Raw genomic sequence first — 25299 nt, forward strand, 5'->3', positions numbered from 1 at the left:
CCTGTTTAAACTGGGGCCTTTCTTATTTCTTAGCAAGCGAATAGATATAATTCTCAAGATCTTTAATTTCTTTTTCAGTTAAGACATTCTTCCAACCAGGCATCTTCTGTTTATAACTAGAAACCAATAAGTAGAAATTAAAGTTAGGGATTTCTTTAGATAATTCTTGAAGATCAACCTTATCAACACCCCTTCCATTTTCACCATGACACTGAGAACACTTATTCATATAAATACGCCTGCCCCTAAGAACTGATTCGGCACTATAAATACGAGTCACAGGTGTTTTATTTTCACTCTCTGCCACTGGAACAACTCCATGCCTCATGCTCTTATCTTCATAATACTGACGTGATTCAGTGTTAACGCTTGAGCATGATGAGTAAGCTAAAAATAGAATAAAAAGTAATATAAAATTCCTCACAATCACCTCTTATTTAACTTCACGTAAAATCATGAGACGACAAGGGGCATGGCCTACCATGTATTCCGCAAACGAGCTGGAAAATAGTGCTGAGATTCCGTGCTTCCCTCTAGTTTCAATGATCATTTCATCAATTTTATTATCTTCAGCATATTCCTTTAGTGCAACCTTTGCAGAACTAGCAAAGAGACATTTACCAAAGACCTTTCCCTTATAATCTTCAGTAACAATTTGATTAGAAAGACCCAGTAAGAGATCTGAAACAGACTTTTCAATATCACCCATCTGTCCTTCAAGCGGATAAGAAGCAAAATAGAAAGTATCTGCATAGACTAGTGTTTCAAAACCGTGCACTAGATGAACTTCATCCCAGCGATTCCAGTCGAAATCCTTTAATTGATTCTTATAGGCATTGATAGACTCATCAGTTATATCAACACAAATCATTAGCTTACTCATGGAACCTCCCTTTGTTCTGATATCGATATTATCTCTTTATACAATAGTACTCGAATATGACATACGTCACATTATAGATAAGAAGATCTTAATCTTTATTAATAAAACATAAACCTGAGTATTTAACTGATATTAATGCCCAAGTATCTTCTCTTCATTAGTAAATGAAGAAAAAATACCTAGACAATTAGATATCTAACATTTGTCTATCGAGATAGTGTATTTAGCACTTCTTTATAGACATAAGGATTAGACTTGAGCTCAGAAATAACTTTCTGTCTAAGATTTAATAGTTCACGACTCTGATTTGACCAGAAGAATTTATTATTAGAGACTTCATCAATTTCTGCAAGAGGTAGACGAATTTCTTGTTTATCTACACTCATGAATACAATTTCTCTTCCATCAATAATAAATGGGAAATCAAAATTTTTGATAAACTTAGACTTACAACTTGTTGGATATTTTTTCTCTTTGAAATCGTAAAGACAACTTTGAAATTCTTCTGAAATATATTCATTATAAACTTGGAGGTTCTCATTCAAAGTTTCACTATAACCAATTTCCTGTGAATCACCTCGCTTATACTTAAGTATTTCATGAAGGATATACACTGAAAGATTCTTAGAGGCATGTCCATTACTTGAAATGAACTTATCTATTGCAAGCCATGTTTCATCATTAGACACGTTATTACCATAAAGATAGTTCTTGATATAAGGGAGTAACTGAGTACCAGATAACAATGCCTGCTGTCTTAAGGCCGTATCAATAACCTCTAAAACATTTAGAAATATTGACTTCACATAATTATTTTCACGCTTCTTACTGCTCGTTAGAAATTCCATAACCTTTTGCTTAGGATATGGTTTTTCATTGATTTGATCATAAATGTAGTAGTAATAATAAGTCTCTAAAAAGTAAGAGATATACTGATTGAGAGCTTTAGTATGATAGAGATTTAAAAGTTTTTCATTTAAAAAATTTCGACTCTTTGAAAAATCAAACTTTTTGTTTGTATCAAAAATGTTAATTTGTTTTGTTGGTAATGCGTTCTTAGCACCCACATCAGTTACATCTAATGAGTAGTATAGAGAACTAAATGCTCTATCCTCATCTTTTCCGTTCGTTGATGCCGAGCTAAAGAACTTATTATACAGTTGTAACAAAGGAATATACTCACTATTAATTACGGAATCATAAGCAGTTTTAAAGTCATCATTTCTATCAACATTTGTTTTAGAAAGAATGTATTTATTATTTGGAACGAGGATACTTCTTAGCCCAGCTAGACAAGGTGCTAGTTCTTCCTTTGCTCCACCATAGTAGAGGTTTTCAACAATCCCCTCATAACTGTCATAACTACCACCAATTACAACATCAAAGCTACCTACATCATTTGGCTTAAATGCTTCTTCATTTCTTCTAATATCATCAACACAGTTTTGAAGATTACTATGACGGTAGCGAAAATCATCAGCAAGACAAGAGCTTAGCCTTGAATTTAGAAAGTTTTGACATGAGATCATTTTTTGAACTTGAGGATTATTATCCCTAAGAATATCTAACGCTACGGCCTGATTTCCTAAAACCTTATCAAGCTTTGTATCAAAATTTTGATACCAACTCTCATGTTTCTTATAATACTTTGCCAAGTCATCTCGTATAGCAATAACTTGTTTGAATATTTTCTCTTGGTTTTCAATCATTAGTTTTTGGTTTTGAAATACTTTTCCAAATGCTTCCATCATCTCGGCATGTCTTTGAGCATCAGGATCCATTCCTCCCCCACCAAGTAGTCCAGTGATTGCAGCAGTAGCATTCATAATAGACATTGGATCACCTGAGAAGGCAGCAATAACACTGACTGTCGCTTGAGAATATTTTAAAACATTATTTGCTCTTTCGAGATCTTTTCCCTTAAGACCAAGGTTTGTAGCAATTGTTAATGATACCTCAGCATATTGATAAGCCTCTACTGCAATATTTTTCCATTTCTCAACTGACGCCTGATATGAAGATTGAGAAACAACGACAACAGCGCCACTATTATCACCATTAGATGATGACTTAAGATCCTCTTCAACGGAGGCGATTGATCTCGATTTTGTTTTACTTGCTAAATCAGATAGAGACTCAACTAATTCATCAATTTTCTTGTCTCTTTTATGTAGGGCCTTTGCAAAGCTTTTAAGATTACTTTCAATTTTTCCTACACGACCTTCCAAATTATTGTATTTGTCTTTAAGATCGCCAATATCTGCTGCATTATTATTAATTTCAGAAGCAAGCTCAACTGTATAATCATGTAGCTTAACAATAGCTGGCTGTGCAATTTTTATGAATACTTCAGGCTCTAGATCCTGTTTTAAGGAGCTAAAAAGGTCATCATTTTTAATTAAATTCCAAAGCTCCTTTGTTCTCTTTTCATCATTTTCAATTAGAAAAACTTTACTTAAGCGCTCTTCATTAACAACAGCAAGTTTAGATAAAGACAACTCAATTGCTTCAAACATCGTTTCAGAGTCGAGCCCCTTAATATGGTTATTTAATTTTCTAAGTTGGTTTGCACCATCGACAGCAAAACTCAAACCCGTCGCCGCTAAAGACAACGGTACAACTTGAACGAGGCCAAAGAAAGCACCTGCCTTAGATAAACCGCCACTAACTGTCTTAAAACCATTTTCAGCTTTACTATTTACTGAAATCTGATGATTAAATTTACCAATTAGATCTTTGAAAGATACAGTATCTTCACTTGCAACAACCTGCATAAGCTTTTGAGAAGCATGGATCTGTTGAAAGAATAATGCATAAGAAATGATAAATATAAGAGACTTCTTCATTTAGACTCCTCTTATTTGCAATTTTCTACATTATCGAAAGCATTACAACCAATAACTTTTACATAGAAATTAACTGCAATATTCTTAGGTCTAGTTTCAGTAGAAGTTCTTGCCACCAATGATGCATCAAACTTATAGTTTTGTGCTCTACCACCACCTTGTGCATTTCCTCGGTTTCCTTGACCAATATGTTGAAATACACCTGAACCAGAACTACCTACATCTCTACCGTGCGCAATCTGTATTAGAGTACCTGTAATATTTTGAAAAGCATCTTCTTGATATGAGCCAAGAACACGCCCCTCTTGAGCATCAAAAGAGCAAGCTTCATTTTCTTCAGTACACTTTGCTCCGTTATTATGCATTCTTAAAAATTTTCCTCTAGCATCAGGGATTCCATGTCCCAATAATTGATTTAGAGATAATTCCGGAAATGATTCTCTTAATCTTTGAAAGTCTTTTCCGCCGTCCATAAGTACCCATGCTGGCCCATGTATCGATCGGAATTCTTCTGGAGAAAAAATACTTGTTTTAATATCGCCGACAGAAAAAACTTCGACATTATTAGAAACTGAACTTAGAGAACGTCCATTAATAGAACTTCCGTTACATGAGATAAGTAAAGCACACAGACTTGTAATAGTTAACAGCGAATTAAACTTCATTAAGACCTCCTTAGTTTATAGCCACTTATCGACAAGTAACCAATAAACTTTATTAACAATTAAATTAATAGATGAGATAAAATTGATGAGCCTGTTACAATTTCATAGAAAAATAAAATGATCTTAATAAAATACTGAGACTTGATTGATATGCCTCTGAAATCACACTAGAAAGAAAATGGCACATAACTAATAATCTTTACAAAAGTTTTATAGCAGAGTGTTTGAACGAAAAAAATACAACGTTGGACAAGAAGGAAGTTTATTGAATATTTATATAGAATCAACGCGGTAAAATACTCTTCTTTATAAAATTCCTACTCCATCATTTCCTCTCACACATATTGATATAAAGAATCTAGCAATTTCTTTTCATCACAACTATCAATATGGCCCAATGGAAAATCATATTTTCGATTTGTATAAGTTTGAAATACTAAGACTTTATTACCATAAATACTTTTGATAAAAAAAGAGTCTAGATCCTCTAGTAAGAAAGTGTGTTTTTTTAAAAATGTTCCATTAAAAAATGTAATACGAAGATCATCCACTTCGATATAAATTTCTTTTTTTCCATATAAAAAGATATGAAAAGCTATTCCTAGCATTGTAGTTAAAGAAAGAAGCGCTAAGGCAATGACAGCAGTTTGTTGAATTCTACTTAAGCTCTCATCATCTACAATTAGAAAACAAAAGAGTAGCAATGTCATGCACATCGGTAACACAAAGACGAAGTATATGAGCCACTTTAACATTATAGATTTTTTATAATTAATTCTCATATAAAAACCTTCATCTATAGTTTTAAAGTGTCATCCGCACTACCTGTCCTTGCGAAACGAACCTTATCTCCTTCCTTTGAATCAATAAACCGATAACCAACATGTTTTTTCACATAAAAAATATCAGAATCGAACTTTAAACGATAACCACTATCAAGGAGCTTTCTAATCCTGATATTGTTGCCATTCTTTATCAAATAATAAGCATATCCTCCTAAAGTAAGGATAGTGAATAACACAAAAAGAAATCGCTCCGTGTTGCTTTTAAAATAATTTGCAAACGGACCTTTTTGTAAAATTTGACGATTATGGCCAGTTGGACACTCTATTTCCCTTTCAAATCTTGGAGAGATTAGAATAATCAACTTTTTATTCATATATTCATCTCATATATACTAAAAAATTCACTCACGACTGATATTATAGGTATTATTACAAACCATAAAAGCCCCCAGTTATTGATGTTCACAAAAAGACGTTTTATCGTTTTATAAAAAAAGTAAGTTTCAATAATTCCAAAAACTATAAACAACCAGAAAAGTAGATTCAAGCTTTCTAAAGCACTTTTTGGTTCACTATAGATGAATACATAAAATGGAATAGTAATAATTATTGGTATAGTAAAATATGTACTGAACAAAATTAGAATGTATCTAATCTTATCTGAGCGAGCTTCCTTGACCCCAGACCAATGAAGATTCTTTTTGAACCACCAAGTTACGGGGTACCACAGAAGAAAGTATGAAATAAAACTGAAAAGTAGCGTGTATGTAAATAAATCAGTCCAACTTGGATTATGGTAATACGTATAAAAAAAGCTCTCTTTATTAAAAGCAAATGGTATTTCAAGCGTTTTAAAGTCAAGCATTCTATTATAATAAAGAATTGCAAAACAATTCATAAAATTGAAGAAATATAATATGAAGCGATTTGGGCCATTGCTATTTTCTTCAAAATAAGAAACTGGGTTAAAATATAGTTTCAGTATTGAATTCGAGTTATTTAACACTTACTTACTCCTACTCACTAAGATGAAAAATAAGAAAATAATCAATTACTAATTTTTAAAATACCAATAAGAAATAAACACATCACTACCTTTTTCAACGATAGTATTTACTTCGAGTCCAGTATCAGAAGCATCTGCATATATCTTACTTAAGTCATATGGATGGACCTTCACTTCTTTATTTGATTTCACAACAACGAAGAGCAACGTTTTCTCTATCGTCTGATTAAGCTCTAACGGTATTGATATACCACGAGAGTCACCAGAGTTTATTTTTTCATAGATGACCTTAGTACCCGACTTATAAGTAAAAGAACCTCCTTGGATAGCAGGAGCCGAATCCAAGGTGTAATACTTCAACGTTTCGCTGTAATCGTTATTCTTAAATGTTAGCTTATGCAAATCAACAGCTTTGCCATTTTTGATCTGTACAAACTTCCCTTGCTGATCCTCACCATCGATAAATATAAAATAGGTTCCATCAAATAAGTTTCGAAGCTCACCATCACTAATTTTCTGAGAAACAGTTTTCCATCGTTCAATTTCTTCTTCAACAAAGCTAATGTAGGCATTCTTTCCTTCAAACTTTTTTGGCAGTTTGACTACTCCATCTCCCCTTATATAAGTCATATAAAGCTCAGACTTATAATCTCCTTCGCGGTAAACAAGCTTCACATTAGCTTTATCATAAAGATGATTTAGCTTTAAATTAATCTGATTACTTTGAATGCTAAAACCAGCATCACCTAGTATTTTTTCTTCTAGGTATACTTCTATCTTAGCTTTTGAGGTATCAAGCGGATATTTTAGCTCTATGCTTTCTTGAAATGACTGGTTATTAAAGTAAACTATATTTGGAATTTCTTTAAAACCATTTTTAAGATTTAAACCAACATGTTTTTTATAGAAAACATAAGTTTTGCTTAAAATTACTTTATCACCTGTTTGCTTGAATAGCTCTACAACATTTTTCTCTTTTAAGGTGCTGACATCAAAGCTAGGCCTCTCGACTCTTTTTTTGTTTATCTTCCAAATGGCAGTTGCACCATCAAAAAAGCCGTCACCAATATACTCACATGTAACAACATCAACCGTGTCTTCTTCATTACACACGATATTAACAAGTTGGAAGTCACTTAGTTTAACGGCATCAATATCTTTATGATTTGACTTAAGGTCACTTGCTCTAAGCGAAGCACACAAGAATATAAGAAATAGATATAGTTTCATACGTGTACTCATCGTCATATTATGACATAGAAATGAATATATTCAGGAACTTATGAATAAATCAAGTTATGAAGTACAACTAACTGAAATGAATACTAAGCTTCTAACTACTGCAAAATTACGACAAGATGATTTATTCTTTCCAAGCAGCATTCTGAATAACAACGTGATAACCATCTGGGTCGACAAATGTTTTCCCTAGTACCTTCAGTTTCAGGTGTCTTTACGCATGACCATGCGTAAAGAAAAAGCATCTGGAAAGATTACTCATATGGTACGTCGATACTTTTCGACAAATTAGCATCTTACACTAAGAAACGTATGTAACGAGGTCATATTCGCGGAGTAAGATGACTTTCTGGCCTCTATTGTTAGCTTACTTTATATGCATCGACTCTATCTATTAATAGTACTAATGATTCTAAAGCCAACATACATTAATCATACAAAATAGCTTCTTAACTAACTGAAACTACCAAAAGTATCCACGTACTAATTTACTGCTGGTATGCGATGAATTTGCCCGACTCCTCCCATCCTGGTCGTCGCTGGATAGTTCGGCATTAAATACCATCGTGGTATTTAACGCCTCCCAAACCGGGAGAATACATGTTTAAATCGAGCTTATCTTCAGGTTAAAAAAGAAAACCCAGGACAAGCCTGGGTTTTTCTTTTTGAATTTGGAGGACGAGACCGGATTTGAACCGGTGAAAAACAGTTTTGCAAACTGCCCTATTAGACCACTCTAGCACCCGTCCGCAGAATGATTTTAGATTTCCTATAATATGGATATTTTTTAATAAGTCAATTTAAATGCTTAAAAATATTGACCTGCCGCTGATGCGGCAGGCCTATACTTAAGTATAAAAAAAACAGGATGCGTGGCCGTTAAGCTTCGCGGATAACGTACTTGTCTTTACCCTCATCAACCATTTCTCTTAGCTCTTTACCAACTTTGAAAAATGGAACCTTTTTTGGTGGTACTTTTACTACCTTACCAGTCTTTGGGTTACGACCTTCGTACGCTTTATAATTACGATTGGCGAAAGATCCAAAACCTCTGATTTCGATTCTTTCATCATTGAATAAAGCATTGATCATGTCATCAAAACAAATATTAACAACAGTCTCGGCCTGCTTATGCGTTACATTTGCTTGCTTTTCGATTGCTGCAATTAAATCTGCTTTTGTCATTCTAATCTCCTCTCGATATGAGAACTCTTTCGAGCACAAACTCAATCCTATGATTTTTAGTTACCTCACTTATCGTCCAAGTCGCTAAAAACATTAGGAATATTTATTGTGCCACAAAAACTTTACTATCATTATACACTAGATTTTATTTCCTAACAGTATAACTACTTAAAATTACGTTTATTTTTACAGAATTTCAATGAAATGTAAGAAATTAACCTAAAATTAAAGAAGTCAACGAAAACTGGCGATTAAGTAAGTAGAAAATTAAGGAAATAGGCCAATGAAGGTAATATATTTAATTGTATTCTTATTTATCACATCTTCCTGTGTTCCACAGGTTGCGCGTCCAGATGGATTCTTTGACGACATCAATAATATCGATACTTGTGAAGATCTATTCTTTCTTTTGAACGAAGGAAATGTATGTGCAAGTTCATGTGGTGAAGGAGAAGTCGTTGCAGACGAAGCGCAATTAGAAGAAATTCTGGCCGATGAAACCCTTGATGACTTTACTCGAGAAAATATTGAGGCCTCTGCAGGTGTTTGTATTACAGCACCAGAAGTGATTGCTCGTCCAAGTGACTCTGTATTCATTGATGACGACTTTTGTATTTGTAAGAATCAAAAAGTTGCCTCGGTAACAAGTGGTGCTTCATGTGCAGCTACTTGCCAGGAAAAGACGGCCACAGTTGCTACCCTATACGGAACAGTGACAGTTGGGCCAAAAATCAAAGACGACTCTAAGCTACAAAACCTCTTTGGTTTTTGTAACAACTCAATTGAAAATGGTGCTCAAAATCCACCTTCATGTAAATTAGTTGCAACAGATATTGATGGACGCCGTTACACGGCCGATCTTAAGACTTATCAAGGAACAAATATTTTTGAAGCAAATCTTGAGGCCACAACAGTAAACTTTGGTGAAGCTTATACTTTCCATATTGAAGAAACTGGAAGTGGTGTTGAGAATGCAAAAAGTGATTACGAGCAGTTCAAATTATTTGAGCCAGGTGATGATGACGAATATGAAGGTAATCTTAAGATAAAACTTATCTCACAATACACTTGTATGATTCGTGCGACGGCCACAAGCTCTAACTACGATCCAAGAGATCAGATCTACTTAGATACTGTTAGAAAACACTTCTACATGCCTGTTGACTACCCGACTCCATATCTTCCACCAGGTGTTTCAGATACAATCTTTTGTCACGACTATATTAAGACAGGGCAAAACGATGATGCTCCACAATTTCCACGTTTAGAGCTAGTGCCTGATCACTTTTCTCTGTGGGATATAAATGATGTGCGCTTTATTGCAGATGGTGAAAACCGCAAGGTTGATTTCCTAATTAAAGATCGCATGATTGAAATGGGCGCCAACGTTAGCGGGACTAAATCATACTTTGCACCTCTTGAGACATGTGTGGCACCAAATGTTAGCGTTGAAGACGGAGGCTTCCCTGAAGCCTGTTCAGGAGCTGAGTCAGGGCTAATTCAATCTGGGCTTGCTATGATTCCATTCTTTACTGACAATAGTGGACGCGCAATTTGTCCAGGATATACTGAATACAATTCAACAAATATTGAATTTAAGGCCCTTGGTGAAATTATTGGAACGCCAACAGAAGGCCTCTACTTTGCCAAAGGTCCTCGTGAAGTAATAGACCTTGGTGATGGTAATAAGCAAGAGATTAAGCCAGCTGACGTAATGTTTATTAGAGAAGGACAACTGAAAAAAATCTGGTTTCATTTAACTAATGATGGAATTCACTATAAGCCTACAAGTGATACTCAGTCGCAACCAACTTACTTCTACTGGCCAGCGGATGAAGATGCACCATACGTTCAAAAACGTGGGTACCAGAAGCTTTATCAGGTAATGCACTCAAGTGAGTTAGCAAGTAGTGGTTACACGACATCAATTCCTACGACGATCAAACCACTTGATCGTAAGATGGGCTGTATTCCAGTAACAAGTAGTAATTAGAAACTAGAGAACTCTTTTAATGAATACATCAACACTTGGATCTAAGTAATCTTTATAAATAAAGTAAAGAACACCTGCTTTGAATCCAGTCGAAAAAACAAAGAAGATGAGCGACTTTACATAGCGAAAGACAAAGAATTCATCTTTTTTGATAAAGGCTCTCTTAAGAAAGAAGCTTAGAATGAAAAGAAAGATCACAGCGCCTAAAGCAAGCTTTAGCACATCCTTATCTTGAGTTAACTCAAATAAGTAAAGCAGTGCCTTATCATCTTTTACAAGACCAACAGCAAAGTTTACAAACCTATCGCTATTAGTAAAAAATTGCATCATTTGGTTTTGAGAGGCACTGTCACGAATCATTTGTGCCACTTGTGCATCAGGAACATTCTTAAATTGTGCATTAATCATCTTAATTGCACGTCTCATCATTTCGGGATCGGCCTTTCCATTTTTAAGAGTAAGGCCTTGTGTTGGCATCGAGACAATATTAACCCCTTGCCCACCATTTTTTTCAATTTCTTGATTAAGAGTCTCAATTGACTCTTGAAGATTTTCGACGTCTTGAGATGAAGATGTTTTATCACGACTATCGTAATCTTCATCTCCATATGCAAAAACCCCATGTGTACTAAGAAGTACACACAGGGCAATTAAGTATTTAATAAAACTAAACTTTGAATTAAGCGTTTGCATCTGCAGTTTTCGCCTGCTCCCCTCTAAATTTATCAAATAGAAGTACAACTGGTGCTGCAACGAAGTTAGATGAGTAAGTACCAACAACAACACCAAGAGTGATTGCCATAAAGAAATCACGAATTGCAAGACCACCTACAAAGAACATCGTTGCCGATACGAAAAGTGTCGTACCAGAAGTAAGGATTGTTCTTGATAGTGTTTCGTTAATTGCATTATTGATGTGTTCTTTAATATCACGTCCAACAAACTTCTGCTCATGCTCACGTACACGGTCATAAACGATAACTGTATCGTTCACCGAGTAACCGATAACCGCAAGGATTGCAGCAACTGTCTGAAGAGTAAACTCTGTTCCAGTTAGAGCAAATACACCTAGAATGATAGTTACGTCGTGGAAAAGAGCAACAATTGCACCTGGTGAGTATTTGAAGTCAAAGCGTAGACCAACGTAGATCATGATTGCAAGAAGTGCCCAAAGCATTGCTAGGAAACCAGATTTTCTAAGTTCAGCACCGGCCTTTGGACCAACGATATCAACTTTTCTGATTTCAACACCATCTTTTTCGTACTTAGTTGTTAGAGTTTGAGAAACTTTTTCAGTAACTTCATTAAGGTTACCTTCGTTTGCACTAACTTTAAGTAGATATTCATTCATTTGAGGCTCACCAATCGTTTGGATTGTAACCCCGTTGAAACCAGCGGCTTTCATTTCACGACGAAGCTCGTCTAGGTTTTCAGTTTTTTGGAACTTAACTTGGATCTCAGCACCACCACGGAAGTCTACCCCGTATTTCATTTTAGTACCGATTAAAACAAGAGAACCAATAACTAGAAGTGCAGAAATAACCCCTGCAACTCCGAATTTATTAACAAAATTGAATTTTGTATTACTTTTTATAATTTCAAACATCTTAAACTCCAATCCTTAAATGCTTAAGTCCTGACCTTCAACTTTATTCATATAGAATTCAAAGAAAAGCTTTGAAACAAAGTAAGAAGTGTAAACAGTTGCAAAAATACCAATTAATAATGTAACAGCGAAACCTCTAATTGGACCTGTACCAAAGTTTAGTAGACAGATACCAGCAAGAGCTGTCGTGATGTTTGCATCAATAATTGTCCAGAAAGCAGAGTTAAATCCGTTTTCAACAGCTTTATAGAAACCAACGTTATTTCGAATTTCTTCTCGAATACGCTCGTAAATAATGATATTGGCATCAATGGCCATACCAACAGTAAGAGCGATCCCTGCAATACCTGGAAGAGTCAGAGTTGCCCCAAGACCAACAAGCATAGCTAGAATAATAAGAACGTTTAGCGCAAGTGTTGTAACAGCGAAAACACCAGAGATTCTGTAGTAAACAAGAATGAAACCAAATACTAAAACACAACCAATGATTGCAGCAAATCTTGCTTTATCAATTGAGTCAGCACCAAGTGATGGACCAACAGTTCTTTGCTCAAGGAAGTCAAGCTGAACAGGAAGAGCACCAGCACGAAGAACAAGAGCTAAGTCTTTTGCTTCTTTAAGTTGCTCATTGTAACTCTTACCACCAAGAGAGATCGTTGCACGGCCACCAGCAATTTTACCATTGATACGTGGAGCAGAATAAACGTTACCATCTAGAGTAATCGCCATTAAACGTCCAACGTTTTCACCAGTAACATCTGCAAAGATTTTTGCACCACGAGACTTAAAGTTAAGTCCTACTTCTGGGTTGTTGTTATTTTGTGGGTTAAATTGAACTCTCGCATCTTCAAGGTCTTCACCTGTAAGACGAGCAACAGATTCGATTAAGTATGGAACAAGCTGAAGGATATCACCTTTAGCGTTTGTAACTCTTTCAAATGCTAGAACGTGACCTTTTGGAAGATCAGAAGCAACGATTTCGTTAACTTTAGAAACGTAGTCAGAGAACCTGTCACCTTTCTTATAATCAACACCTTGCTCTTTAGCTTTTGATACCCAACCTTGAATTGTAATAGGAGCAACTTCAGAGTTTACCATTTTAAATTCAAGCTTAGCTGTTTTACCGATTAGCTCTTTTGCTCTTTCGATATCTTTAACACCTGGAAGCTGAACAACGATACGGTCTTTACCTTGAGAGATAATCTCTGGCTCAGTAACACCGAATTCATCAATACGGTTACGAATAACTTCGATTGATCTTTTTACTGATTGATCTTCGATATCAGTCTTAACTTTTTTCGTTAAGGCAACAGAGATTGAATTTCCAGTATCCTTAGTTACTCTTAAGAATCCATTGTATTGCTCATGAATAATATCCTTTAGTGTCTCAACATCAGTAGCTGATCCTAGGATAATCTCTTGGCGTGGATCCAGTTCATCAGATGAATCTAGGTCACCAATCTCAAAACCGTTACCAGTTTTGTCTTTGAAGCTAAATTCTAAACGGCGCGCGTATCCTTTAACCTCGTCTTTGTAGACCTTTTTGAAGTCAATTCCTAAGATCATGTATAGACCACCTTGAAGGTCTAGTCCTAAGTTGATCTTAGACTTAACTGGAAAATTGTCCGTTTCTTTAAAATTGAATGCAGTAGGTACAATCGAAATACCTGAAATGATCGCTACGATAAGTAGAAATACGAAGCGATACCACCAGCCTCTTCTCATTAGATTCTCCTAATCCTTGGGTTTCTTTTGGTTTTCTCGAATAATTGAGTTAAATAAACTACAAAAATTATATGAGATTAACTACTTAAAAACAATATTAAGAGAATATTAATTTCAAAAACTTACGATTGCTTTGATTTTTCCGACTCAATTACTTGGTCTTTTTCTTCTTCAGAATTATTAGAATTCTTAATTTCGGCATCACCTTGCGCTGCAACGCTAGCTTCTGGTGACTCTGTGATTTGTGATGCCACAGATTCCTCTTTGTGAGAATTGGTCTCTGCAGCATCGTTGACGTGATCCATTAAATCATCTTTGGCCTTTTGAAATTCGCGTAGTCCCTTACCTAAACCTTTTGCAAGTTCAGGAAGTTTTTTAGGCCCGATAAAAATCAGGGCAAAAACTAAAATAATAAGTAACTCACCAGCTCCAAAGCCACCAAACATAATTACGCCTCTTTTTTATTAGAAAGGATACTTTCTTCAAGTCCACCAAGTTGTGAACGTAGGATTTTAATACGTGTACCTTCAGCAACTTCAAGGTCCACAACTTTTTCAGTCATCCCTACGATTGTACCAAAGATTCCTGATTTTGTGTAAACACGATTACCTTTTTCAAGTGTATCAAGCATTTTCTTTTCTTCTTCCATTTGTTTCTTTTGTGGTCTGAAAACAAGGAAATAAAAAATAGCAACAACAGCAATAATTGGAACAAAGTTCATCGCTGAGTTAGCTGGAGCAGCAGCTGCGCCACCTTGAGCATAAGCATTTGATATAAAAAGTTGTAACATTTGTTTCTCCTAACTTTTATTTTTTCTTTATTGGCCTGAGGCCCATTTTCGTGAAGTGTATCTGTTATAAAATTCTTTATAATAATCGTCAAACCTATCCGCTAGAATTGCTTCTCGTGCATCTTGAGTCATCTTAATCATGAAATAAAGATTGTGATAAGTGATCAGGTTACCAGAAAGAAACTCTCCAGTTGTGTATAGGTGTCTAATGTATGAACGTGAATACGTTTTACAAACTTTGCAATCACAACTTGGATCAGGCGGAAGTGTATCCTCTCTAAAACGAAGATTCTTAATATTAAGAGGTCCATCGTGTGTTAGAAATTGTCCGTTACGTGCATTCCTTGTTGGAAGAACACAGTCAAACATATCAATACCGGCGCGAATCCCATTAAGAATATCAAGAGGCTTTCCAACACCCATTAAGTATCTTGGTTTTTGATCAGGCATAGTGTGAACAAATCCATTTAGGAAATCAACCATCTCTTCGTTCTTTTCACCAACCGAAAGTCCACCTAGAGCAAGACCAGGAAAGTCCATTTCTTCAAGGCGCTGCATACACTCAGTACGAAGATCATGATGTAGGCCACCTTGAACAATACCAAAAAGTTTTTGGTAGTCGCGAAGCTTATAATCAATACAACGCTTGGCCCATCTAAGAGTTAACTCCATACTCTCGCGAAGAGTTTCTTTCGTTGCAGGAAGTTTAGGGCACTCATCAAATGCCATGACGATATCTGAGCCAAGGCCCTTTTGAATCTCCATACTTTTTTCTGGAGAGATTAGATGTTTTGACCCATCAATATGTGAAGAAAAAGTTACTCCTTCTTCTGTGATCTTATTAATGTCTGAAAGGGAAAATACTTGAAACCCACCTGAGTCTGTAAGAATTGGACGATCCCAATTCATAAAACCATGAAGGCCGCCACCTACTTTTTCAATTAGCTCATGCCCAGGTCTTAGGTATAAGTGATAAGTGTTACCAAGAATGATTTGAGCATTCATCTCGTAAAGATCTTCTTGCCACATACACTTAACAGATGCACGAGTTCCAACAGGCATAAAAATTGGTGTTTTAATCTCACCGTGCTCTGTTGTTATTGTTGTTGCGCGGGCCTTACCGCTATAACCTTCAACTTTAATCATATTCACTTACCTTAAAATTAACATCGCATCACCATATGAAAAGAAACGATATCCCTCTTTAACTGCAATATTATAAATCTCTAATGTTTTCTCTCGGCCAATTAGCGCACTCACAAGCATAAGTAGCGTTGATTTAGGAAGGTGAAAGTTAGTTACCAAACCATCAATACTCTTCACATCAACTCCAGGGTGTAAAAAGATTGAAGTATCCTTCATCTCTCCCGGAGTATAATTATCGACTCCATTTTGCCAAATTGTTTCAAGAGTTCTTAAACTCGTCGTCCCAACGGCAATGCGCTTATTAGCATTTTTTATTTTTTCAAAATTAACTTTATCAACAAAGTAATTTTCAGAGTGCATTTTGTGATCTTCTAAATTATCAACTTTAACTGGAGCAAAAGTACCAAGACCAACATGTAAAGTAACTTTGGCAATGTCATGGCCTTGACTTTTAATCTGCTCTAAAAGCTCATCAGAAAAATGCAGTCCGGCCGTTGGAGCAGCAACACTTCCTAATTCATTGGCAAAGACCGTTTGATAATCTTTCTTATCTTGTTCGTCTGACTCTCCCCCACGAATATAAGGAGGAATTGGAACAAGTGCATTTGCATTTAAGTAGTCAATAAGATCATTGCCAACAATTGAAGGAGCGATCAAGAACTCACCTTCAATATTATCGACAATTGAAATCGTCAGACCGTTAGCGAAAATATACTTGTCATCGGCCTTCTTCTTGCCACGCGCTTTCACAAGTGCACGGTAGTGGCCATTATCATCGGCCTCAACAGTTAGAAAGAAAACTTCAGCGTTACCACCACTTTCCTTGTGACCTTTTAGACGACAAGGGAAGACCTTGCTTTGATTTAAAACCAAAGTTGTTTCTTTCGGTAGAAAGTTAATTAATTCATTGAACTTATGATGAGAAATTGTATCTGTTTTACAATTGTAAACTAATAATCTTGAGTGATGACGTCCCTCAATTGGGCGCTCAGCAATCTGTTCTTTAGGCAGATCGTAGTCGTAAGATGACAGCTGCAAATCGTCTCTATTTACTTTATTTACTTGATTCATAGGTCCCGATAGTAACGTGAAATTAGGTAATCGTCATCATGTAAGTTTTTCAAATCACAACTTTCTTATATTCAAATGTAAAGAAAACTGCAAAAACTTACAAAAAGCAAAAGAGAGGGAAATTTGAAGTTAAATCTTACGCAAATCGCATTATTTTCAGCGCTACTTTCAACAAATTCGATGGCCATTAATAAAGTTATTTATGGAAACGATAACAGAGTTGATGTTCACGAATCAAATAAAGAATTCCTAGTTGATAGTGTTGCAGCAATGGTTCCAAGCTATGCTTTTTTGAAAGATGAAAAAGGAAAGGTTGCAGATACAAAACTTCTTAGATTTCCTACATTAAAATACCATAGAGGTTACCCTACTTGTGGTGACATGAGATTTAGAGATCAGCCTACGATTGCAAGTTGTAGTGGATTCTTAATAGGAAAGAATCTTCTTATGACGGCCGGACACTGTATGATCTCAGGTGGAACAGAAGTTTCTGACCAAGTTACATCAAAGTGTAGAGATAATAAATGGGTATTCAATTATAACTCAACATCAGTAAATAAAGATGGGCAATTAGAAATTAAAAAGAATGACGTTTATGGTTGTAAGCGCGTTGTAGCGGCATCTTACACAGGTACACTAGATTATGCAGTTGTTGAACTTGAACGAGAAGCGACAGATAAGAAGCCACTAACTCTAAACATGTCAACGAATGCAACAGCAAAAGGTACAGATATTTATGTGGCCGGCTACCCTACGGGACTCCCTCTTAAAGTTGCAGACGGAGCCAAGGTTATCTCAAACCCAATTTACAGCAAAGAGATCATCACAGACCTCGATACTTTTGCAGGTAACTCAGGATCTCCTGTTTTAAATAAGAAAGATGAGGTTATTGGTATATTAGTAGCTGGTGAAATCGATTATGCCTTTGATTTTGACAAAGGTTGCTATAAAGTAAACGTATGTAAGAAGCAAGGTGGAAAGTGTGAACGTCAATCATCTCCACTTGGAGGCAGTGGCGAAACTGTTACAAAAGTTGTCTCTGCTTACACTGATTACAAATTAAAAGAAGCTTTAGGGCCTTATATCTTTGAAGAAGGCGCTAAGAGCGAAGAAGAAGTGGAAGAAGTCATTGAAGAATACGAAGAAGAATACGAATAATATTAAAGCTAGAATTACTAAAGAAGAAATCAACTCTTTCGAGATGATTGATTACACGGGCCAGATTCATTTAATTGATACTGAACAAAAGGCCCAAGATATTTCTAAAAGATTTCAAGAATTAAATCAAAAATACAATTGCACGGGCCTTGATACTGAATCAAGGCCTTCTTTTAAAAAGACCGACAATTTTCGCATAAGTCTTATTCAAGTTTCATTTGAAGATGAATGCTTCCTTTTTCGTTTAAATAAGATTCAATGCCCTGACTATCTAGTCGAATATTTAGAAGACGAGAATCTAATTAAAACAGGGGTTGCGGTTAAAGACGATTGTCGTGATCTTAAGAAGCAATACCATATCAACGCAAAAGGCGTTGTCGATGTTCAAGACCTTGCAAAAGCGCAAGGCTATATTACTCTTGGTCTACAGTCCTTAACGGGAATTCTCTTAGAGAAGAAAATCTCTAAGAAGGCAAAGCTAACAAATTGGGAAAATAACAAATTAACAGATGCCCAAATTCGCTACGCTGCAACTGATGCTTGGATTTCATTAAAGCTCTATCAGGCCCTTGATACGAAAGACTAAAATAAATAAGAATTTCTATTCACAGTCTTTCATTAAAGATTCATCTTCTTTGGTAATGATAGACTGTATGAAACTTCTAAGGATATTGACTATATCACTATTATTCTCTGGTGCTTATGCACAAGAAGACTCAGACAATCAAAGCGGCCCATACCGTATGGATAGCTTTGGAACAACAAACCCTTATGAAGAAGCGGCCAATCAAGATGAACGAAAAATTCGAAGGCCATCATCTGAAGAGATCTATAAATATAAGTACGAATTAGAGCAAAATCCCAAATGGCAGGACATCGAAGAACATTGTGGAGACCGTTGCATCTATCCGGACTCTCGTGGTAAGTAATTTCAACAACTTAAACTAGGTAAATTATTTCCTAAATTAATTAAAGATCATTCATTCTATAATTTATTTAGAATGAAACTTGTTAAGTCCGCAATAATATTAACATCTCTTGGCCTCATCCTAACTTCTTGCTCAGGTGGAGCAGAAGGTGCAGATGGTATCCAGGCAGCTCCTGTTGGTCAGGCGGCTCCCAGCACAATTTCAACGGCCCAGGCCGTGATTACGGGCGCCTTACCGCAAAATGCTCCAGCAGTCTCATGGACTAATCCAGCAAGTTTCGATCATATCGACTACACTCTAGGAACAACATCGGCTGGTTCCGAGCATACGGCCTGGACAAATATTGGCACAGTAACAAATTACACGCACACAGGTCTTGTTGGACTAACAGAGTGCCAAGCTTACTACCCTTCGGTGCGTGCAGTAAGTGCAACAGCACAAACCTCGACGACTCTAGCAAGCACTAGCTTCTATTGGGACAACACGGCACCAAGTGCTGTTGGTACACCAGACGTTTCAGCAGATGACGCCACGGCCGCATCGTCTACGACAACAACTTGGGTAGCAGCAACAGATAACTGCCAAATCGATCATTATGAAATTGCAATCGGAACCAATCCGGGCTTCACAAATATTCAGAGCTGGATCAACATCGGCAATGTTACAAGTTATAAGCTAGTTAGTGGTGTTGATGGCGCTAGCTTCTCACTTAATGAAGCAACTAATTACTATATCTCATTGAGGGCAGTTGATGGTGCAGGTCTAAGTATCACACAAAACTCAGTGGCCTTTCAGGTTTTCAATCCAGCAACATCCCTCCCTAATATGGTTGCAAGACTAGATGCTAGCGACTTAAGCTCCATCCTAGACAACACGGGAAAAATTGCGAGCAATGGTGCATTCAATGGAGTTGTCGAAGATTGGCTTGATATTTCCGGTAGTGCCAATACACATAATTTTTATCAAAATGGAGGCGCTCCAACTTTTGATGGCGTCGATAATCATGTTGTTTTTAATGGAACTAATCAGTATCTAACTGTTGCAAACCATGCAGAGCTAAATACGGCCACGACTAATCAAAGAAATATCACAGCGTCTATTGAGACCTCTGCCGATATCACAAGTCTGCAAATTATCTACGAGGAAGGCGGGGCCAGTCGTGGAATGAATATCTATATTCAAGGCGGAAATCTGTACTGTGGATTCTGGAATATAAACGATGACGGAGACGGTAGCCAGCCATTCATTTCTGTCAGCGCGCCGATAGCAATAAATACCATTTATCATATTACTTGGGTTTTTGATTACACAAATTATACGGGAGCGGCCGGGCCTAATGGTGATCTCACTTGTTATATAAATGGAAGCTCAATCGGCTCTACAACTTCAACTTCACTCCTATATGCTCACTCGGGGGCAATCTCTTTAGGTTCATACCTTAGTGATAGCTACACCCATACAGGATCTCTTAGTGGAAATGGTGGCTATTTTAACGGTGATGTTATGGAATTTATGCTCTTTAATGATCCACCTGATGCAGCAACAGTGAACACAATTCATACATATCTTGAAGATAAGTGGAACTAGGCTAGCTCAAATCATAATCATCTGATATAAATTCCTCATGAATTTAAGTGTTTTTGATATCTACTCAATCGGAATTGGGCCTAGTAGCTCGCATACAGTAGGGCCTATGAGGGCCGCTAAAGAATTTATGGATAAACTCGTTTCAATGGGTTTATTTGATGAGACGCAAGTCGTTTCGACAGCACTCTATGGATCTCTTGCCTTAACAGGTAAAGGACATGGCACAGACAAGGCCGTCATTCTAGGACTTAGTGGTTACACTCCTGAAGATATCTGCCCAGATCAAATTGATCGCATCTTAAATCTAGCTCACGACCAAGAAAAGCTTACTTTCTTTGAAGGTAGAGATAACGCAAAAGTGATCTCTTATATTCCACGTGAACATATCTTATTCCATCGCAAACAAACTCTCGACTTCCACTCGAATGGAATGTGCTTCCAGGCCATCGATAAAGATGGACGTGAGTTATATAAGAAAGTCTACTTCTCAATTGGTGGTGGCTTCATCGTAGCTGAAGGCGAAAATAACGAAGGCGATATTTTCTCTCAACACACAAGCAAGGTTAAATATCCATTCACATGTGGAGATGAACTTCTAGCAATCGCTAATGAAAATGATATTTCAATTTGTGATTTAATTAAGACAAACGAAACATCATGGCGAAGTGAAGAAGAGATTAATAAAGGCCTTTTAGAAATTTGGCAGGCAATGGATAATTGCATAAGTAGGGGCCTTAAAGCAGAAGGACAACTTCCAGGTGGCCTTAAAGTAAATAAACGAGCAAAGAAGTTATACGAAGCTCTTTCGAAAAAAGACTGTGAGAAGAACCTTGATCCCCTAACGATTATGGATTGGGTAAATCTCTTTGCTATTTCTGTTAACGAAGAAAATGCTTCTGGTGGAAAAGTTGTGACAGCACCAACAAATGGAGCGGCCGGAATTATTCCAGCAGTTATTAAATACTATCTTAAATTTGTTAAGGACGCTTCAATTGATAAAGTTGTGGACTTCCTTTTAGTCGCCGGTTGTGTCGGGATTCTCTATAAAAAGAATGCTTCGATTTCAGGTGCAGAAGTTGGTTGTCAGGGCGAAGTTGGTGTTGCTTGCTCAATGGCGGCAGCAGGGCTTGCACAAGTACTTGGTGGAACAAACGAACAAATTGAAAACGCCGCAGAAATTGCAATGGAACATAACCTAGGACTAACTTGCGATCCAATCGGTGGCCTTGTGCAAATTCCATGTATTGAGCGAAATGCGATGGGTGCAGTAAAAGCAATTAATGCGGCCAGAATGGCCATGCGTGGGGACGGAAGTCATTTTGTGAGTCTTGATAAAGTTATCAAAACCATGAAAGAAACTGGTGCTGATATGCAAACGAAGTATAAAGAAACAAGCCGTGGAGGCCTTGCTGTTAACGTCACTGAGTGTTAATTCAGCTAGTTAGACAGGTTACTTCTTTCACACGTCAAGATAAACACTTTCATTTTAGTGACCCTCATCATACAAAGACCTACTTTTATATAGAAAATTAGGGAGAGAGTCATGAAAAAATTCTTAATTCCTCTTATGCTACTTACACTGTTTACAGGTTGTAAGGAAGTTAAAGAGGCCATCAAAATGCCAGAAAAAATGGATAAGCTTGGTGAGACGACTGACGGTATGAGTGATACAACATCACAACTATACTCACAGCTTCGTTCGGCACAGTCTTCAGTTGAAAGACGTGATGCTTTCGCACTTATCTTAAATGACAATATTGAAATGGGTCAAAAGCTTACAAATGCTGCAAAATTCTTTATGGCATTTGAATATAACCTTTATACAGGAATTAAGCCTTACGATAATTTAGAAATTCGTGACATGCTTTTCTATGATGCAGTAGAAGAGTTTTACAAGAATATGGCCTCTGTTTATGAAACAGATATTAAAGGCGAATTCAACGTTAAAAAAGCAATGAAGAAAGGTAAGATGACTCCTATCCATACAGGAAAGTGGTCACTTAAAAAACGTAACTACGAGCAATCTTTCTATGCTGTAGCTGCGGCCCTTCACAAGGTTCACCACCGTCAAACTTTCAATGCAAAAAATAATGGTTTTGCTGAAATGTCGATGTACACACTTATGAAAGATGCACTTATTAAAGACTCTCAAGGTGCAACACTAAGTAAGTCAGAAGAATATATCGTAGCAGGTCACAACCGTGAAATTTCAATCGCGCTTTTAAAAGCACGTATTGATATCATTCTTGCTCTTGCAATCAATGACTCTATGGATGCTGACGAAGCATCTTTTTGGCCAGGACTTCTTCACGTTATCTCAGGTGGAAAACTTGGTAAGTTAGAACTTCCTTCAACTTTTGAAACTTCAAATGCAGCAACGATGCATGAAGCGAATAAGAAGATCGAAGAAGCACTTAAGTGTTATGACTTCCTTCTATCAATTGGTGTTAAGCACGAGATCGATAAGAAAGTTAAAAATATCTTCGATAACGTTGAACTTCCAGAGCTAGATAATATTCAAGCTCAAAATGATAATATTCAAGAGTACAGAGAATATATTCAACAAATTCAAAAAATCGATTAATTCAAATAAAAGAGAAGGCCTCGTTTGAGGCCTTTTTTATTTTTTAAGATATGCTCTACTTAATATATCTTTCATCACTTTCTTACACTCAGGCTCACTTGACTCTCCTAAGGTATTAAAAAGCTCACTCTTATCCTTATCATTTTTTATTAAGTCTGAATCTAGAATAGATGCAATAGACCTTCCCTTACAATCCTTTGCGGCCATTAAAAGATTATGACTAAGAGTGTGATCTTCAATTTTATACTCATTATTCTTTAAGAGATAAGTTAGAAACTTCTGGCTATTCATAACCACCATAAAGTTTAATAAACTTCCTGGGTGACATTTTTTGTCTTCATTTAATTTACAGATATAACTATCATATTCAGAAATCTTACTAGGAAGAAGATGAAGGATAATATCCTTTCGATCAAACCTTGTCGCAAAATCAAAAACGACCTTTTCATTCAGCCATGCGTACTGCTTATCATCAGGCATTCCACTATCGTAATATTTAATAAACTTACTCGAATCTTTATCTCTTAAAAGTGTTATGAATTTTGCTTCTTTAATAAATCCAAATCCAGAATAAACGATATATGAATTATAATTTATGTGATTAAAGCTTGAGATAAAATAGAAAAGTAAAACAGTACCTATCCCAAGACTTGATGAGAGCTTTAAGTTAAGGATCAGCTGCTTCTTTAAACTTGTTTGTAATAAGCGAAACTTCTTATGCTCGTTATATGGCCTATCATCTTTATAAACTCTTACAAATGTATGAATGATAAAAAAGCTTAGAAATAGTGGTAAAATCCAAACTGCACTATCTTCAGAAATAAAAACACCTAGGAGAAGCATTGAAGTACCAATAAATATAATATTTAGAAATAAAAAAGGAATATTAGTTAAAGAAATAAGAGGATTTCTAAAAAGTCGATTAAATTGATGACGCTCTTGAAAGGCAAAAGTTCTTACAATAAATGAATTAGCAAAAAATATAAATAATAGGATAGTAGATAATATAACCTTTTCATCCTTCATATCGTTTTGAGAAGAATTTAATAAAAGGTAATTGGCCATATAAAGACCTGCTATGATGCTATAAAAATAAGAGAAGATAAATCCAAAAGCTTGAAGCAACATTTTGTGAAACAGACTGATTGGTAGAGTTAAATTGTATAGACTCCCAGTCAACTTATGCGGCGACCTAATGGTCTGAGAACGACTCTTATTTAAAACAATCGAAATAAAAATAACTGAAAATGCAGCAATTGGTAGAATATTTAGTTCAAATTTTAAATAAACAATCCAAGATGAAAATAGACAAAGAAGAAAGAATAGAGTTTTAAGAAAAAAGACATTCTTATTCTCTTTGATATTATTAATAACAAGATTTCCAAGAACACTATGCTGCTTCATAATCGACAATCCCATGAGACCTAATTGTAAGAACTCTATTACTGTTTAATGTCGTATCTTCAGGTATATTTGTTGCCATCACAACACTTCGCCCAGATGCACACTCTTTTGATAAAAGCTCCCCTAACATCTTACGTGCCTTTCGATCAAGAACGGCAGTAATCTCATCAATTAGGATAAGAGGTGTTCCAGATGCGATGGCCGCAATGATTTGAACACGAACCTTCATTCCAGTAGAAAGCTCATGAATGCACTTATCTCGATCTAACTCAAAATCAGCTAATAGTCTTTTTTCTTTATCGATATCATAATCAGGATAAAGAATTCGATAATTATCTAAGATGAAACCAACACGAGAGTTTTCATCAAAATCAAAATCATGTGAGTTAAAGAACATTTTCTTGAAGATCTTTGAACGATTGTGTGTTGGGGCCATATTAAAAACATTCACATGACCATTTAGTGGATTGTAGGCACCTAGAACAAGATTGATAAATGTACTTTTACCGGAACCATTCTTTCCCAGTAAAATAACAAACTCACCGGCACCAACTTTTAAGGAAACATTCTTAAAGATAACTTCGCCATCAGGGAAAGTATAATCTAAGTTCTTAATCTCAACTAATGGACTATTTAAATAAGCGTCCATATGCCCTCCATTCAATTATAAATAATAATTGTACTGGTGGTTCAAGTA

24 protein-coding genes and 1 tRNA gene are annotated in these 25299 nt (G+C 36.1%); 7 read left to right on the top strand and 18 right to left on the bottom strand.

Annotation, left to right across the window (positions count from 1 at the left end):
* Positions 1–22: 22 nt before the first annotated feature.
* From ACMAYS_RS02420 to ACMAYS_RS02460, 9 genes are all read right to left on the bottom strand, one after another.
* Entirely contained in the window at positions 23–424 is a 402-nt protein-coding gene (locus ACMAYS_RS02420) for a cytochrome c (protein ID WP_412462671.1), read from the bottom strand.
* Between the two features lie 9 nt (positions 425–433).
* Complete coding sequence (locus ACMAYS_RS02425) at positions 434–883, bottom strand: universal stress protein (protein WP_412462672.1); 450 nt, start codon at positions 881–883, stop codon at positions 434–436.
* Positions 884–1089: 206 nt separating this feature from the next.
* A complete protein-coding gene (locus tag ACMAYS_RS02430) occupies positions 1090–3729 on the bottom strand; it encodes a hypothetical protein (RefSeq protein WP_412462673.1) in 2640 nt (879 codons plus the stop codon).
* 11 nt (positions 3730–3740) lie between these two features.
* The gene (locus ACMAYS_RS02435; protein ID WP_392991738.1) at positions 3741–4394 is read right to left on the bottom strand and encodes a hypothetical protein; all 654 of its coding nucleotides are present in this window, start codon (positions 4392–4394) and stop codon (positions 3741–3743) included.
* A 335-nt stretch (positions 4395–4729) separates the two neighbouring features.
* Complete coding sequence (locus ACMAYS_RS02440) at positions 4730–5104, bottom strand: hypothetical protein (protein ID WP_412462674.1); 375 nt, start codon at positions 5102–5104, stop codon at positions 4730–4732.
* Between the two features lie 86 nt (positions 5105–5190).
* The gene (locus ACMAYS_RS02445; RefSeq protein ID WP_392860957.1) at positions 5191–5553 is read right to left on the bottom strand and encodes a hypothetical protein; all 363 of its coding nucleotides are present in this window, start codon (positions 5551–5553) and stop codon (positions 5191–5193) included.
* Between the two features lie 680 nt (positions 5554–6233).
* Positions 6234–7427 carry a hypothetical protein gene (locus tag ACMAYS_RS02450; RefSeq protein WP_412462675.1) on the bottom strand — a complete coding sequence of 398 codons (1194 nt, stop codon included), beginning with the start codon at positions 7425–7427 and terminating at the stop codon, positions 6234–6236.
* A gap of 669 nt (positions 7428–8096) precedes the next feature.
* Positions 8097–8173 (bottom strand) — tRNA-Cys (locus ACMAYS_RS02455).
* A gap of 130 nt (positions 8174–8303) precedes the next feature.
* Positions 8304–8609 carry an HU family DNA-binding protein gene (locus ACMAYS_RS02460; protein ID WP_021266755.1) on the bottom strand — a complete coding sequence of 102 codons (306 nt, stop codon included), beginning with the start codon at positions 8607–8609 and terminating at the stop codon, positions 8304–8306.
* Positions 8610–8892: 283 nt separating this feature from the next.
* Between ACMAYS_RS02460 and ACMAYS_RS02465 the strand changes: the two genes are divergently transcribed.
* Positions 8893–10602 carry a hypothetical protein gene (locus ACMAYS_RS02465; protein WP_412462676.1) on the top strand — a complete coding sequence of 570 codons (1710 nt, stop codon included), beginning with the start codon at positions 8893–8895 and terminating at the stop codon, positions 10600–10602.
* Between the two features lie 3 nt (positions 10603–10605).
* Here ACMAYS_RS02465 and ACMAYS_RS02470 read toward each other — a convergent pair whose 3' ends face one another.
* The 7 genes from ACMAYS_RS02470 to queA all read right to left on the bottom strand — a co-directional run bounded on the left by ACMAYS_RS02470 (position 10606) and on the right by queA (position 16940).
* Positions 10606–11295 carry a hypothetical protein gene (locus ACMAYS_RS02470; RefSeq protein ID WP_103217402.1) on the bottom strand — a complete coding sequence of 230 codons (690 nt, stop codon included), beginning with the start codon at positions 11293–11295 and terminating at the stop codon, positions 10606–10608.
* Positions 11282–12208 carry a protein translocase subunit SecF gene (gene secF, locus ACMAYS_RS02475; RefSeq protein WP_103217403.1) on the bottom strand — a complete coding sequence of 309 codons (927 nt, stop codon included), beginning with the start codon at positions 12206–12208 and terminating at the stop codon, positions 11282–11284. Before secF ends, ACMAYS_RS02470 begins: the two co-directional genes overlap by 14 nt.
* Positions 12209–12223: 15 nt before the next feature.
* Positions 12224–13933, bottom strand: a complete 1710-nt coding sequence (secD, locus tag ACMAYS_RS02480) for a protein translocase subunit SecD (protein ID WP_103217404.1) — start codon at positions 13931–13933, stop codon at positions 12224–12226.
* Positions 13934–14055: 122 nt separating this feature from the next.
* A complete protein-coding gene (locus ACMAYS_RS02485; RefSeq protein WP_103217405.1) occupies positions 14056–14379 on the bottom strand; it encodes a twin-arginine translocase TatA/TatE family subunit in 324 nt (107 codons plus the stop codon).
* Between the two features lie 2 nt (positions 14380–14381).
* A complete protein-coding gene (gene yajC, locus ACMAYS_RS02490; RefSeq protein WP_103217406.1) occupies positions 14382–14723 on the bottom strand; it encodes a preprotein translocase subunit YajC in 342 nt (113 codons plus the stop codon).
* A gap of 27 nt (positions 14724–14750) precedes the next feature.
* Positions 14751–15869 carry a tRNA guanosine(34) transglycosylase Tgt gene (gene tgt / locus ACMAYS_RS02495; RefSeq protein ID WP_103217407.1) on the bottom strand — a complete coding sequence of 373 codons (1119 nt, stop codon included), beginning with the start codon at positions 15867–15869 and terminating at the stop codon, positions 14751–14753.
* 6 nt (positions 15870–15875) lie between these two features.
* A complete protein-coding gene (gene queA / locus ACMAYS_RS02500) occupies positions 15876–16940 on the bottom strand; it encodes a tRNA preQ1(34) S-adenosylmethionine ribosyltransferase-isomerase QueA (RefSeq protein ID WP_392991726.1) in 1065 nt (354 codons plus the stop codon).
* A gap of 123 nt (positions 16941–17063) precedes the next feature.
* On the opposite strand from queA, the gene ACMAYS_RS02505 reads away from it, so the two are divergent.
* The 6 genes from ACMAYS_RS02505 (at position 17064) to ACMAYS_RS02530 (ending at position 23198) form a co-directional block, all read left to right on the top strand.
* Positions 17064–18098, top strand: coding sequence for a trypsin-like serine peptidase (locus ACMAYS_RS02505; RefSeq protein ID WP_103217408.1), 1035 nt, complete (start codon positions 17064–17066; stop codon positions 18096–18098).
* Positions 18070–18684, top strand: coding sequence for a 3'-5' exonuclease (locus ACMAYS_RS02510; RefSeq protein WP_412462677.1), 615 nt, complete (start codon positions 18070–18072; stop codon positions 18682–18684). The genes ACMAYS_RS02505 and ACMAYS_RS02510 overlap by 29 nt, the downstream gene beginning before the upstream one ends.
* 85 nt (positions 18685–18769) lie before the next feature.
* Entirely contained in the window at positions 18770–19027 is a 258-nt protein-coding gene (locus ACMAYS_RS02515; RefSeq protein ID WP_412462678.1) for a hypothetical protein, read from the top strand.
* A gap of 72 nt (positions 19028–19099) precedes the next feature.
* Entirely contained in the window at positions 19100–20614 is a 1515-nt protein-coding gene (locus tag ACMAYS_RS02520) for a hypothetical protein (protein WP_412462679.1), read from the top strand.
* A gap of 37 nt (positions 20615–20651) precedes the next feature.
* Positions 20652–22046, top strand: coding sequence for an L-serine ammonia-lyase (locus tag ACMAYS_RS02525; protein ID WP_392991718.1), 1395 nt, complete (start codon positions 20652–20654; stop codon positions 22044–22046).
* Positions 22047–22157: 111 nt separating this feature from the next.
* Positions 22158–23198: a hypothetical protein gene (locus tag ACMAYS_RS02530; RefSeq protein WP_103217413.1), complete on the top strand. Its 1041-nt coding sequence runs from the start codon at positions 22158–22160 to the stop codon at positions 23196–23198.
* Positions 23199–23234: 36 nt separating this feature from the next.
* Here ACMAYS_RS02530 and ACMAYS_RS02535 read toward each other — a convergent pair whose 3' ends face one another.
* Both ACMAYS_RS02535 and ACMAYS_RS02540 read right to left on the bottom strand, forming a co-directional pair.
* A complete protein-coding gene (locus tag ACMAYS_RS02535) occupies positions 23235–24602 on the bottom strand; it encodes a hypothetical protein (RefSeq protein WP_392991716.1) in 1368 nt (455 codons plus the stop codon).
* Positions 24589–25251: an ATP-binding cassette domain-containing protein gene (locus ACMAYS_RS02540; protein WP_392991714.1), complete on the bottom strand. Its 663-nt coding sequence runs from the start codon at positions 25249–25251 to the stop codon at positions 24589–24591. The genes ACMAYS_RS02535 and ACMAYS_RS02540 overlap by 14 nt, the downstream gene beginning before the upstream one ends.
* Between the last annotated feature and the right edge of the window lie 48 nt (positions 25252–25299).

It is taken from the genome of Halobacteriovorax sp. RT-2-6 (assembly GCF_047085025.1).
In the GTDB taxonomy this organism is placed as follows: Bacteria; Bdellovibrionota; Bacteriovoracia; order Bacteriovoracales; family Bacteriovoracaceae; genus Halobacteriovorax_A.